Here is a 13160-nt window from a genome sequence, read left to right on the forward strand (position 1 = left end):
AATAGAAAATTAAAATAGTTTTTAAAAAGTTATATTTTGAATTATATTTCTATATCCTTAAAGATAAATTATATTTATAACTTTTTTGCAACTTTATAGTTAAAATACCCAGTTAAGTGCTATTTTGTTAAAATCACGCAAAATTAATTAAAGGCAAAGCTATGAAAAAAGAGAAAAACGCACACAAAAAGATGTGGGAGGGTAGATTTAGCGAGGCTAGCTCGAAGTTACTTGAGGAATTTAATGCCTCTATAAATTTTGATAAAAATCTTTTTGAAGAAGATATCGCTGGAAGTAAGGCTCATGCAAAGATGCTTGGGGTTTGTGGAATTTTAAAAAAAGATGAGTCAGAGGCGATCATAAAGGGGCTTGGTGAGGTTTTATCTGAGATAAGAGCAGGTAAATTTGAGTTTAAGTTAGAAGATGAAGATATACATATGGCAGTTGAGAAGCGACTTAGCCAGATCATCGGCGCCGAGCTTGGAGGCAGACTGCACACAGCTAGAAGTAGAAATGACCAAGTCGCGCTTGATTTTAAATTTTACGTATTGAAGAAAAATTTAGAAATTTCTTCATGTATAAAAGAGCTCATCGCCACGCTTACAAATTTGGCAAAAAACCACAAAGATACGCTAATGCCAGGCTACACACACCTTCAACACGCTCAGCCAGTAAGCCTTAGCTATCACTTGCTAGCATATGCATTTATGTTTAAAAGAGATTTCGAGCGTTTTATTAGCTCATATGAGCGAAACAACCTAAGCCCACTTGGTTCAGCAGCCCTTGCAGGCACTCCTCATAAGATAGATAGAACTATCGTTGCAAGTGAGCTTGGCTTTGCAGCTTGCACGCAAAATGCGATGGATAGCGTGAGCGACCGTGACTTTGCGCTGGAAATTTTATTTAACATTAGCGTTTTTATGACGCACGCTTCTAGACTTTGTGAGGAGCTTATACTTTGGAGCTCGCAAGAATTTGGCTTTGTAAGCATCAGTGACGCTTATAGTACAGGCAGCTCTATCATGCCACAGAAAAAAAACCCTGATGTCGCCGAGCTTATACGAGGCAAAACTGGACGCGTAAATGGAAATTTAGTAGCGCTACTAACTACGATGAAAGGTCTGCCACTTGCTTATAATAAAGATATGCAAGAAGATAAAGAGGGTGTGTTTGATAGCGTCTCAACCATTTTAAGCTCGACTACCATCCTAAATGAGATGATAAAAACGGCTAAATTTAATGAAAAAAACATGTTAAAAGCGACAAAAACTGGGCATCTAAGTGCCACTGATCTGGCTGATTATCTAGTGCGTGAAAAAAACATCCCGTTTAGAACAGCACATTTTATCACAGGCAAAGTCGTCGCAAAAGCTGAAAGTTTAGGACTTGATTTAAGTGAATTAAATGAAGAGCAGCTAAAAAGTGTGGATGAAAATTTAGATGCAAATGCTATTAAATTTTTAGATCTTCACGCTTCAAAAGAGGCGCGTTGTTCGCAGGGCGGTACGGCAAATAAAAGCGTTGATGAGCAGATAGAAATTTTAGACTACTGGCTTAAGAAAAAAGAGTTATAATTACGCAAAATCTACAAATTTTAAAGGATGAAAAATGTTTTTTGATGGCAAGAATAAAGAGCTTTCTAGTAAAAATGAAGCTTTACAAAGAGAAAATGAAGCTTTAAAGGCTGAAATTTTAGCACTTAAAGAGGAGCTAAAAAACGTTAAAACTTGTGAGCCAAAAGAGCAAGCTAAGGATAAGCAAGAGGCTGTAAATTTATTACTTTCAAGTTATCAAGATGGTATAAATTTCTTGCAATTAACAATGGAAGAAAATCTAAAAATGCTTGAAAGTATAAATGGACTAAATGAAAAGACTTTCAAAGAGACGGGCGAACTCAAGTCGCAAACGGCTGAAATTTTAAACTCGATCGAGCAAGTAAGTCAGATGAGTAATGACCTTTCAAATGACGCTTCTTCGCTTAATGGAAGCGTAAATTCTATCGTTGAGATCATAAATCTCATAAAAGACATCTCAGATCAGACAAATTTACTAGCGCTAAATGCTGCTATCGAGGCAGCTCGTGCGGGTGAGCACGGACGAGGTTTTGCTGTCGTGGCAGATGAGGTTAGAAAGCTTGCTGAGCGCACGCAAAAGGCAACACTTGAGGTTGAAGTAAATATAAATGGACTTAAGCAAAGTGCGAATACAATGATCGAAATGAGTGAGAATTTTTCAAAAATTTCTGCAAATGCTATGAAAATTTTAGGTGGATTTGAAGGAAATATCTCAAGTGTAAATGCAAATACGCAAAATATCCTAAATCAGGCTCTAAATGTTACAAATGAAGTCTATGTAAGCAATGGAAAAATAGATCATATAAATATGAAGCTAAATGGATATAGAGGCGTACTTTTAAATGAGTTTAATAAGATTCAAGATGTTCATGAGTGTAGATTTGGCAAATGGTATGAAAAAGATGTGAAAAATACTCTTGTAAAAGATGCCAAAATTCTCTCAAGTATCGCAGCTCATCATGAAAATGTTCATCATGGACTAGAAAAAGCGATGGTTATTTTTGCTGATAAAGATAAAGGAAATCTACCTGGCGTTGAAATATTAAAAGATGTTGAAAACTCAAGTAAAGTAGGTTTTGAAGAGTTGCTTGAAGCTATTAAGTCTGCAAGAAAATAAAATTTTAGACTCAAGATTTGAGTCTAAAATTTATAAGCTATTAAAATGTGCTTTGTGGATCAGCTACGCCTTCGCTCCAGCCAAGCTTAGCTCCGCCAAGCAGGTGAAAATGTAGATGCATAACTTCTTGACCGCCGTTTTCACCGCAGTTTGTTATAAGGCGGTATCCGCTCTTATCAACGCCCATTAAGGTCGCCACTTCTTGGATAAATTTTGTCATCTCTCCCATTAAAATTGGATCCATCTCTTGGAAATTTTTATAGTGTTTTTTGGGGATGATTAGGATGTGGATCGGTGCTTTTGGATTTATGTCGTTAAAAGCTAGAAATTTCTCGCTTTCAAGCACTTTGTTGCAAGGGATTTCACCAGCTACGATCTTTTCAAATATGGTCATTTTAGCTCCTTTGAAATTTTGCAAAATTATATCAAAGTGTGCTTAAATTTCGTGCTCTTTATCTTGATTTTAACTCTTTTTCTATAAAATCGACTCAAAAATTTATAAAGGCAAAAAATTGCAAGATTTCGTTAATAAAATCAAAAATGAAATTTCAACGCTTGATGATTTGGAAAAAGTCAGGGTAGAAATTTTTGGCAAAAAGGGCATCTTGGCGCAAGGTTTTGCAAAGCTAAAAGAGCTTGGCGAAGATGAGAAAAAGGAATTTGCAGCAAATTTAAACAAGCAAAGAGATGAGCTTGGCGCGCTAATAGAAGCTAAAAAGTCTGAGCTTAGCGAGCAAGAGATAGATAACAAGATGAAAAAAGAGGCCGCTGATATCACGCTATTTAACGAGCCTGTTGCTAGTGGAGCGCTTCACCCTGTGATGGCCACGATGGATAAGATAATTGAATACTTTTTAGCTCTAAATTTCTCGCTCGAGACCGGACCACTAATAGAAGATGATTTTCACAACTTTGAGGCGCTAAATTTACCAAAATATCACCCAGCAAGAGATATGCAAGATACATTTTATCTAGATGATTTTAGACTTTTAAGGACGCATACGAGCCCAGTTCAGGTGCGAACTATGCTAAATCAAAAGCCACCTATTCGCATGATAGCGCCAGGCACCGTCTTTAGACGTGATATGGATTTAACGCATACACCGATGTTTCACCAGGTTGAGGGCCTTGTGGTGGAGGATGCTGAGAAAGTTAGCTTTGCAAATTTAAAATCAATGCTTGAGGGCTTTTTAAAGCATATGTTTGGCGATGTTGAAGTGCGTTTTCGCCCTAGTTTCTTTCCATTTACGGAGCCTAGCGCAGAGGTTGATATTAGTTGTATATTCTGCCATGGCAAGGGCTGCAGAGTGTGCAAGCAGACTACTTGGCTTGAGGTACTTGGATGTGGTGTCGTCGATCCAAATGTATTTAAGGCAGTTGGCTATAAAAATGTAAGTGGATACGCCTTTGGCCTTGGCGTTGAGAGATTTGCGATGTTGCTTCATAGAGTGCCTGATCTAAGGTCGCTTTTTGAGGGAGATTTAAGATTGTTGGAGCAGTTTAAATGATAATTTCAAAGCATTGGTTAAACGAGTGGATCGACCTTAGCGAGGTTAGCGGCGAGACACTTTCAAAAACATTAAATTCTATAGGGCTAGAGGTTGATAGCTATAAAGAGATAAATTTGCCAAAGAGCATTGTGGTTGGCTACATAAAAAGTAGAGAAAAGCACCCAGATGCCGATAAACTAAGCGTTTGTCAAGTAGATGTTGGTGGAGAGACGCTTCAGATCGTGTGTGGGGCTAAAAATGTTGAAGCTGGCCAGTTTGTGCCAGTTGCACTTATTGGCACGACTATGCCAAATGGTCTTGAGATAAAAAAAGCAAAGCTAAGAGGTATCGAGTCAAGTGGTATGATCTGCTCTTCAAGTGAGCTGGGACTTCCAAAGGTGAACGATGGAATTTTACCGCTTGATGAGAGCATCGGCAAGCTAAAACTTGGTACAAGTCTTAGCGAATTTGAGGTATTTAAAGATACGATAATCGAAGTTGATGTCACAGCAAACAGAGGCGATTGCCAAAATTTACATGGCATCGCAAGAGAAATTTGTGCAGCGCTTGATCTAAATATGAAAGATAGTCACGAAGACGATGAGAGCGAAAATTTACTAGGTATTGGCAGAATAGCTTCTGTGCGAGCAGAGGATAAAGTAAATGGGTCATTTTTGTATAAGGCTTTTGAGCTAAAAGAAGAACTATATGAAAATCTAATAACTCGCATGCGTCTAGCATTAATAGAGTGTCAAAAGACAAATTTAGTAGAGAGACTGCTTGAATATGCGACATTTTGCACGGGTGTTTTATTTAGGGCTTATGATCACGCTAAACTTGTAAGTGAAGGCGAAAAGGCTGTTTTTGATATAAAAAATGGCGAAAATGGCGAATGTGTCGTTTATTGCGGGGATAAAAATTTAGGCATTGCTGGAATTTACCAAAGTGACGTAGCAAGAGTAGATGAGAAGTCAAAAGTGATCCTAGTAGAAGCTAGCTACGTAAAGCCAGATATTGTTTCAAAAGCTATTTTTGAAAATAAAAATTTACCAAAGGGTGATCAAATTTATCGCTCAAGTCGTGGTAGCGAGCCAAATTTAGCTTATGGTGCGGATTATTTATTTAAAAGACTTGCTAATTTTAAAGATGCTCTAAATCTCTTTGCTGGCTCACAGCAGTCGCTTTTAAACACCGAGCCTATAACACTAAGTATCTCTCTTTTTGAGCTTAAAAATATGATCGGTCAAGATATTGCTAGAAATGATGTCGTTAAAATTTTAAAGAAACTTGGCTTTGAGATCGCAGTAAATGTTGAGCAAGAAAGCTTTAACGTAAAAGTGCCGTTATTTCGCCATGATATAGTAAATTCTCACGATGTTTGCGAGGAGATCGTAAGGATAGTAGGCATAGACAATATCGCCTCAAAACCACTAAATTTCTCTGAGAAAAATAGGCTAAATAAGACATATTTTGACTATAAAAACGCCCTAAATTTAAGACGCCGTGCAGCTGATAATGGCTTTTTTGAAAGCGTACACTATGTCTTTGATAGTGAGGATGAGCTTAGTGAGCTAAATTTTAAACCATGCAAAGTCAAGATACTAAATCCTATAAATAACGAGCTAAACACGCTTAGACCGACACTTGTTAATCACCTTCTAAGCTCAAGCGAGAAAAATATCAAAAATTCAAAACGCTCAGTTAGGCTATTTGAGCTTGGAGAAATTTTTGACGAAAATGCAAACCAAGGTTTAAATTTAGGCTTTGTCGTATCAGGTCTCTTAAAAGAGCCAACACTAATAAACGGCGCAAAGGGTGAGGAGGCAAATTTCTATGCATTTGCAGCGATGGTGCAAAACGTCATAGGTAAATTTGAGCTAAAACCTTGCCAGGGTATCTCATATCTTAGCCCATACGAACAAGCATGCATCTATCAAAATGGCGAAAAGATCGGCTATATCGGCAGAGTCGATGCAAGAGTAGAAGCAAAGAGAGATCTACCAAGAACTTACGTCTGCGAGATTGATTTTGCTAAGCTTAAATTTGAGCCAATTTTGGCAGTGCCTTATTCTAAATTTCAAAGCACTACAAGGGATCTTAGCCTCATCGTGCCTAAAAATTTTGAGGCTGGACGAATTTATGAGTGCATAAGAGGGCTAAATTTAAAAGAGCTAAAAGAATTTTTACCAGTTGATATTTATAAAGATGCGAAGCTAAATGGCTCAATTAGTCTTAGCCTCAAATTTACATTCCAAGATATGGAAAAAACGCTTGAAGATGATGATATAAACGCACTTATGGATAAAATTTTAAGCGAGCTAAAAGAGAAACTAAATATCGGAATAAGATGAGAATTTATCCATTAGAAAAAAGTCTAAATTTAACCATCGACGACGTTGCAGCCGATAAGTCTATCTCGCATAGATGCGCGATCTTTTCGCTTTTAAGCGACAAACCATCTCGCGTTAGAAACTATCTAAGAGCAGGCGATACGCTAAATACCTTAAAGATAGTCGAGCTTTTAGGCGCAAAAGTTGAGGACAATGGCTCTGAAATAACGATCACACCGCCGCAAAAGATAAAAGAGCCAAATGAAATTTTAGAGTGTGGCAACTCAGGTACGGCGATGAGGCTTTTTATGGGATTACTAGCCGCACAGGATGGCTTTTTCGTGCTAAGTGGTGATAGATATTTAAACTCACGTCCAATGGCTAGAATAGCAAAACCTCTAAACAATATGGGTGCAAAGATAGATGGCGCAAACAACGCAAACAACGCTCCGCTTTGCATAAGAGGGACGAAATTTGAAAGATTTAGTTTTGAGAGCAAGATCGCCTCAGCTCAGGTAAAAAGTGCACTTTTGCTAGCGGCTCTTTACTCAAATGGCTGCAAATTTAGCGAGCCAGAGCTAAGCAGAGACCACACTGAGCGCATGCTTGCTGGCATGGGAGCTGATATAAAGCGTGACGGCCTAGAGATCACACTGGAGCCGATGAAAGCCCCATTTGCACCACTTGATATAGATGTACCAAATGACCCAAGCTCAGCATTTTTCTTTGCGGTCGCAGCACTTATCATTCCGGGCTCACACATTATTTTAAAAAATATCTTGCTAAATAAAACTCGCATCGAAGCTTATAAAATTCTAGAAAAAATGGGAGCTGAGATAAAATTTTGCAAAACTTCAAGCAAATATGAAGATATCGGCGATATCGAGGTCAAATACTCACCAAACTTAAAAGGCGTGGAAGTTAGTGAAAATATCTCGTGGCTCATCGACGAAGCTCCAGCTTTGGCCATCGCATTTGCCTGCGCCAAAGGTCAAAGCAAGCTCATTAATGCCAAAGAGCTTCGTGTAAAAGAGAGCGATAGGATAGCTGTCACGATAAATGCATTAAAGCAGTGCGGCGTTGATGCTAGCGAGCTTGAAGATGGTTTTATCATAAATGGTTCAGAGGCTAAATTTGCCACGATAGATAGCCGCGGAGATCATAGGATTGCGATGAGTTTTGCTGTGCTTGGACTAAAGTGCGGCATGCAGATAGAAAAGAGCGAATTTATCGCCACTTCATTTCCAAATTTTGCTGAAATTTTAAAGAAAATGGGAGCTAGAGTTGAAGATTGAGCTTGCTAGTAGTTATGGATTTTGCTTTGGTGTAAAAAGGGCGATAAAGATTGCTGAAAATGCAGGAGATGCTGCGACCATTGGGCCACTCATCCATAATAATGAAGAGATAAATAGGCTTGAAAAAAACTACAATGTAAAGACGCTTGAGGGTATAGATGAGCTAAAAGATGAGAAAAAGGCGATCATCCGCACTCATGGCATCACTAAAAACGACCTTGCGGAGCTAAAAAAAACCGATATAAAAGTAATCGATGCAACTTGCCCATTTGTGACAAAGCCGCAGCAAATTTGTGAAAAAATGAGTGAAGAGGGCTATGATGTGGTGATCTATGGTGACGTGCACCACCCTGAAGTAAAGGGCGTGAAGTCATATGCCAAGGGTAATGTCTATGTCGTGCTTGAAGAGAGCGAGCTAGAGGGCATTAAATTTAAACAAAAAGTCGCACTTGTTAGCCAAACGACTAGAAAAGTTGAGAAATTTATGCAGATCGCAAACTATCTCATGCTTCATGTAAAAGAAGTGCGCGTTTTTAACACCATCTGCAACGCAACATTTGAAAACCAAGAGGCTGCTAAAAATTTAGCAAAGAGGGCTGATGTGATGATAATAATCGGCGGAAAAAATAGCTCAAATACAAAACAACTCTATCTAATATCTAAAAATTTCTGCGAAGATAGCTACCTGATAGAAAGCGAAGAAGAGCTTGAAAAATCATGGTTTGATGGCAAAAATTTGTGTGGCATAAGTGCAGGTGCAAGCACGCCTGACTGGATCATACAAAAAGTCGTTGATAGAATCAAAAAAGTATAAAATTTATCCTAGCTAAAGCCACAATTAACTATAATAAGCCAATTTGCCTCTACTGGCATAATAAAATTTAAAGGATCAAGATGGCTGTGAACAAAAGTGTTCAATTAGGAAAAGCAAAAGACGAAGATATCGAAGATATCGATTTTGCTGCGATGTTAGAGGAGTCTTTTAAAAAGACTGAAGAAGATAGTGACGCAAAGATCGTCAGTATCAATGGCGATGAGGTTTTAATCGACGTTGGCAAGAAATCAGAGGGCATTTTAAATGTTTCTGAGATCACTGATGCAAACGGCAACCTGACGCATAAAGTTGGCGATACGATCAAAGTTGTAATAACTGGATCAAGAAATGGAAGACCTATAGTGTCGCATAAAAAAGCACTTAGAAAAGAGAAAGTTAAAGCTTTCATCGAAGCTTACGATCCTGAAAATTCTGGCGAAATCGACATAAAAGTAGTTGGAAAAAATAAAGGTGGTTTTATCACTCAAGACGCAAATGGTGTAGAATTTTTCTTACCAAAAACTCACAGCGGCTTTAAAAATGCTGAAGGAGTAATTGGTAAAACATATAAAGTAAGAGTTATAAAAATTGATAAAGAAGAAAATAGCATAGTTGTCTCTAGAAAGAAAATTTTAGATGATGATCGCAAAAAACGTAAAGAAGCTCTATCAAATATAGTAGAAAACGATAGCGTTATAGAGGGCACAGTTAAAAAAATCACAACTTATGGCATGTTTGTTGATGTTGGCGGTGTCGATGGGCTTGTGCATTACAGTGAGATAAGTTATAAAGGCCCAGTAAATCCTAGCTCACTATATAAAGAAGGCGATAAAGTTTTAGTTAAAGTTATCAGCTATGACAACGAAAAACGCCACTTGTCTTTATCTATCAAGGCAGCTATTCCAGATCCTTGGGAAGAGATCATAAATGATGGACTAGAGGTTGGTGACACTATCAAAGTTACAGTTAGTAATATCGAGCCTTATGGCGCATTTGTTGATCTTGGAAATGATATTGAAGGATTTTTACATATATCTGAAATTTCATGGGACAAAAATATCAAAAATCCAAAAGATCACATCAATGAAGGTCAAGAGATTGATGTTGAGGTTATTGAGATAGATGCAAAAGGACACCGCCTAAGAGTAAGCCTTAAAAATTTACTTCCAAAGCCTTTTGATGAGTTTAAGGCAAAACACAAAGAAGGTGACGTAGTAAAAGGCGTTGTGACAACTGTCACAAGTTTTGGTGCATTTGTTAGAGTAGGCTGCGTTGAAGGTTTGTTGCATAACGAAGACGCATCTTGGGATAGAAACGATAAATGCAAAGACATGTTTAAAGCTGGTGACGAGCTTGAAGTAAAAATCATCAAAATCGATAGCGCTGAACAAAAAGTTTCACTCAGCCTAAAAGATCTAAAACAAAGTCCAGTTCAAGCATTTGCTGATAAATTTAATGTAGGCGATATCGTAAAAGGAACAATTCGCGATATTAAAGACTTTGGCGTGTTTGTAGAGCTTGGTGATAACGTTGATGCGCTGATCCGTAAAGAAGATCTAGGTAGTGTAGACGTTAGTATACTTAAGATCGGTGATGAGATCGAAGCAGCTATCGCATTTATCGATGAGAAGAAAAATAGAATTCGCCTTAGCATACGCCGTTTAGCAAAACAAAAAGAGCGTGAAGTGTTAAATGAGATCAATGATAACGATGATAAAGTAACACTTGGCGATATTATAAAAGAACAATTACTTTAGTTTAAATGGGCAGACGCGTACTTTTATTAGTAGTTGTCCTGCTATTTGTAATATTGGGTTTGGTTGGAATTTCTCTTGTTAAATTTGCAAGTGTAAATTTCAGCCAAATACATGAAGAAAATATCACAAATGAGCAAAATTTAACCAAAAGCACGACCAGCAATATTAACTGGATGAGTGAGCTAGCAACTATTAGAAAAAGAGATTATGTGCTGCCTGTAAATGAAATTTTTATAGAATACAACCGACCCAAAATAGAAAAACCAAAGATTACTGCATATGAGCTTTTGATAGATAAAAATGATATCTATTCAATGTTTTGTTTGATGCAGACTTTAAGAAAAAGCGAGGTCGATTTTACTGTTGTAAAAGATGGTGCAAAAAGCCAGATATTTTTAAATACTCAAGACTCTAAACTTCTACAAAATATCATTTTAGAACTAAGAGTTTATGATATCCACTCAAGTGTGAGAGAGGTAAAATTATGAAAACTATCATTGTTTGCGATGCAATACATCCAGTAGGTTTTGAACTTTTAAAAAAAGAGCAAGATATAAACGTAATAGACGCAGTTAATACTCCCAAAGATGAACTTTTAAAAATTTTAGGCGAGGCTGATGTTGCTATAACAAGAAGCTCAACTGAAGTAAACGAGGCCTTTTTAAACGCTGGTAAAAAACTAAAAGCTATCGTTAGAGCTGGTGTTGGTGTAGATAATGTCGATATAGAAGGATGCTCAAGGCGTGGCATAATAGCTATGAACGTTCCAACTGCAAACACTATTGCCGCGGTCGAGCTGACAATGGCGCATATGCTAGCTTCAGCTAGATCTCTTGAATACGCTCATAATGATCTAAAGCTAGATAGAATTTGGAAGCGTGAGAAATGGTATGGGGTTGAGCTTTTTAAGAAAAAGCTTGGCGTGATTGGCTTTGGAAATATTGGCTCAAGGGTAGCTGTTCGTGCAAAAGCTTTTGGTATGGAGATCATCGCTTATGATCCATATATTGATCCATCTAAAGTTATCGATATGGGCGGTACTTATACTAAAAATTTTGATGATATTTTAGCATGTGATTTTATCACGATCCACACGCCAAAGACCAAAGAGACAACCGATATGATAGGCGCTAAAGAGATCGCAAAAATGAAAGATGGCGTAAGACTTATAAACTGTGCTAGAGGCGGTCTTTATAACGAAGAAGCGCTTTATGAAGGACTAAAAAGTGGCAAGATAGCATTTGCTGGTATTGATGTTTTCACAAGAGAGCCAGCAACTGATCATCCACTTCTTGATCTAAACAATGTAAGCGTCACCCCACACCTTGGAGCAAATACGCTTGAATCGCAGCGAAATATCGCAGTTGAGGCAGTCGAGCAAGCTATTTTAGCGGCTCGCGGTATAAGCTATCCAAATGCGTTAAATTTACCTATAAAAACAGAAGATCTACCGCCATTTGTTGAGCCTTATATCGATCTTACAAGCAAGATGGCATTTCTTGCTGCACAGATAAATAAAAGCGTTATCAAGGCCATTCGTATCGAGACTCACGGCCAGATTAGCGAATATGCAAATTCAATGCTAACATTTGCTATAGTTGGTGCATTAAAAGAGAGTCTTGGTGATGCGATAAATTACGTAAATGCTAAATTTTTATGCGATGAAAAAGGTATAGTGACCGAAACTAGTCTTGGCGGAGATAGTATTTTTAAAAATAAAATTACCGTTCGCTTAACTACCGAAAATGGCATTGTAACCGTAGGTGGAACAGTATTTGGTGAAAATCAGCAACGTATCGTAACGATAAATGGCTTTAAGACCGATTTTAAGCCAAAAGGTAAGATGATCATCTTTAAAAATCATGACGTGCCAGGCGTTATCGCTCAGATTAGTAAAATTTTAGCTGACGAGAAGATAAATATCGCAGACTTCCGCCTTGGTAGAGATGATCACAATATGGCACTTGCTGTTATTTTGGTTGATGAACATATAAAAGCAGAAACGTTAGAGAGACTAAACGCACTTGAAGCTTGTGTTTGGGCTCAATACGCAGTTATATAAAATTTTGAAAGGATAAAAAATGGCTTCATATTCAATGGGCGATCTAAAAAAAGGGCTAAAGATCGAGATCGATGGCGTTCCTTATAAAATCGTAGAATATCAACACGTTAAACCAGGCAAAGGTGCAGCTTTTGTTCGTGCAAAAATCAAATCTTTTATCGACGGAAAAGTGCTTGAAAAGACTTTTCATGCAGGCGATAAATGCGAGCAACCACATCTTGAAGAAAAAGAGATGCAGTATCTTTATGATGATGGTGAGTATTGTCAATTTATGGATACGGTTACTTATGAGCAAGTTGCTATTAGCGATGAGGACGTGGGTGATGTTAAAAAATGGATGATCGATGGCATGATGGTTGAAATTTTATTTCACAATGGCAATGCGATCGGCGTTGAAGTACCACAAGTAGTTGAGCTAAAGATAGTTGAGACTCCACCAAATTTCAAGGGTGATACGCAAGGCGGTAAAAAGCCAGCTACTCTTGAGAGTGGTGCGGTAGTTCAGATACCATTTCACGTACTTGAGGGCGAAGTTATCCGTGTTGATACCGTTCGCGGCGAGTATATCGAGCGTGCAAATAAATAAAGCAGCTTAATCTTTTTACTAAATTTACGTTTAGTAATCCTAATACTTAGCTAAAGTCACTATTTAAAAAGTATTGGCTTTAGCAAAAAACTTCATTTCATATATTGTAAAATTTTAAGTAGCACTAGTATAGAA

The 13160-nt window shown here is 37.7% G+C and carries 11 protein-coding genes and 1 pseudogene; 11 read left to right on the forward strand and 1 reads right to left on the reverse strand.

All coding sequences use genetic code 11. The features are described 5' to 3' along the window. Window positions 1–161 precede the first annotated feature (161 nt). The 3 genes and pseudogenes from argH (at window position 162) to F3G69_RS09625 (ending at window position 2691) form a co-directional block, all read left to right on the forward strand. On the forward strand, window positions 162–1574 hold the full coding sequence (argH, locus tag F3G69_RS04435) for an argininosuccinate lyase (protein ID WP_149714529.1): 1413 nt from the start codon (window positions 162–164) through the stop codon (window positions 1572–1574). 445 nt (window positions 1575–2019) lie between these two features. Continuing rightward, window positions 2020–2298: pseudogene (locus F3G69_RS09620) on the forward strand (methyl-accepting chemotaxis protein); the annotation flags it as partial. 84 nt (window positions 2299–2382) lie between these two features. Further along, window positions 2383–2691: a CZB domain-containing protein gene (locus tag F3G69_RS09625; RefSeq protein ID WP_374048490.1), complete on the forward strand. Its 309-nt coding sequence runs from the start codon at window positions 2383–2385 to the stop codon at window positions 2689–2691. Between the two features lie 40 nt (window positions 2692–2731). On the opposite strand, the gene F3G69_RS04445 is transcribed toward F3G69_RS09625, so the two are convergent. After that, window positions 2732–3085 carry a histidine triad nucleotide-binding protein gene (locus F3G69_RS04445; RefSeq protein ID WP_072594719.1) on the reverse strand — a complete coding sequence of 118 codons (354 nt, stop codon included), beginning with the start codon at window positions 3083–3085 and terminating at the stop codon, window positions 2732–2734. 118 nt (window positions 3086–3203) lie between these two features. Between F3G69_RS04445 and pheS the strand changes: the two genes are divergently transcribed. The 8 genes from pheS to efp all read left to right on the forward strand — a co-directional run bounded on the left by pheS (window position 3204) and on the right by efp (window position 13025). Then, the gene (pheS, locus tag F3G69_RS04450) at window positions 3204–4199 is read left to right on the forward strand and encodes a phenylalanine--tRNA ligase subunit alpha (RefSeq protein ID WP_149714530.1); all 996 of its coding nucleotides are present in this window, start codon (window positions 3204–3206) and stop codon (window positions 4197–4199) included. Next, window positions 4196–6532 (forward strand): phenylalanine--tRNA ligase subunit beta, encoded by a 2337-nt coding sequence (pheT, locus tag F3G69_RS04455; RefSeq protein ID WP_149714531.1) that lies wholly within the window; start codon window positions 4196–4198, stop codon window positions 6530–6532. The genes pheS and pheT overlap by 4 nt, the downstream gene beginning before the upstream one ends. After that, window positions 6529–7806: a 3-phosphoshikimate 1-carboxyvinyltransferase gene (gene aroA / locus F3G69_RS04460; protein WP_149714532.1), complete on the forward strand. Its 1278-nt coding sequence runs from the start codon at window positions 6529–6531 to the stop codon at window positions 7804–7806. Before pheT ends, aroA begins: the two co-directional genes overlap by 4 nt. Next, window positions 7796–8620, forward strand: coding sequence for a 4-hydroxy-3-methylbut-2-enyl diphosphate reductase (locus tag F3G69_RS04465; RefSeq protein ID WP_084108692.1), 825 nt, complete (start codon window positions 7796–7798; stop codon window positions 8618–8620). The genes aroA and F3G69_RS04465 overlap by 11 nt, the downstream gene beginning before the upstream one ends. Before the next feature lie 80 nt (window positions 8621–8700). After that, a complete protein-coding gene (locus tag F3G69_RS04470) occupies window positions 8701–10377 on the forward strand; it encodes a 30S ribosomal protein S1 (RefSeq protein ID WP_149714533.1) in 1677 nt (558 codons plus the stop codon). A 5-nt stretch (window positions 10378–10382) separates the two neighbouring features. After that, a complete protein-coding gene (locus F3G69_RS04475) occupies window positions 10383–10865 on the forward strand; it encodes a hypothetical protein (RefSeq protein WP_054196265.1) in 483 nt (160 codons plus the stop codon). Beyond that, a complete protein-coding gene (gene serA, locus F3G69_RS04480; RefSeq protein ID WP_223154638.1) occupies window positions 10859–12439 on the forward strand; it encodes a phosphoglycerate dehydrogenase in 1581 nt (526 codons plus the stop codon). The genes F3G69_RS04475 and serA overlap by 7 nt, the downstream gene beginning before the upstream one ends. 19 nt (window positions 12440–12458) lie before the next feature. Next, window positions 12459–13025: an elongation factor P gene (efp, locus tag F3G69_RS04485; protein ID WP_021090997.1), complete on the forward strand. Its 567-nt coding sequence runs from the start codon at window positions 12459–12461 to the stop codon at window positions 13023–13025. Window positions 13026–13160: the final 135 nt, after the last annotated feature.

Source organism: Campylobacter concisus (assembly GCF_902460625.1).
GTDB classification, from domain to species: Bacteria; Campylobacterota; Campylobacteria; order Campylobacterales; family Campylobacteraceae; genus Campylobacter_A; species Campylobacter_A concisus_AD.

Coding starts and splice junctions, on each gene's coding strand:
- argH (WP_149714529.1), top strand. CDS start 162: ATGAAAAAAGAGAAAAACGCACACAAAAAGATGTGGGAGGGTAGATTT.
- F3G69_RS09625 (WP_374048490.1), top strand. CDS start 2,383: ATGAAGCTAAATGGATATAGAGGCGTACTTTTAAATGAGTTTAATAAG.
- F3G69_RS04445 (WP_072594719.1), bottom strand. CDS start 3,085: ATGACCATATTTGAAAAGATCGTAGCTGGTGAAATCCCTTGCAACAAA.
- pheT (WP_149714531.1), top strand. CDS start 4,196: ATGATAATTTCAAAGCATTGGTTAAACGAGTGGATCGACCTTAGCGAG.
- aroA (WP_149714532.1), top strand. CDS start 6,529: ATGAGAATTTATCCATTAGAAAAAAGTCTAAATTTAACCATCGACGAC.
- F3G69_RS04470 (WP_149714533.1), top strand. CDS start 8,701: ATGGCTGTGAACAAAAGTGTTCAATTAGGAAAAGCAAAAGACGAAGAT.
- F3G69_RS04475 (WP_054196265.1), top strand. CDS start 10,383: ATGGGCAGACGCGTACTTTTATTAGTAGTTGTCCTGCTATTTGTAATA.
- efp (WP_021090997.1), top strand. CDS start 12,459: ATGGCTTCATATTCAATGGGCGATCTAAAAAAAGGGCTAAAGATCGAG.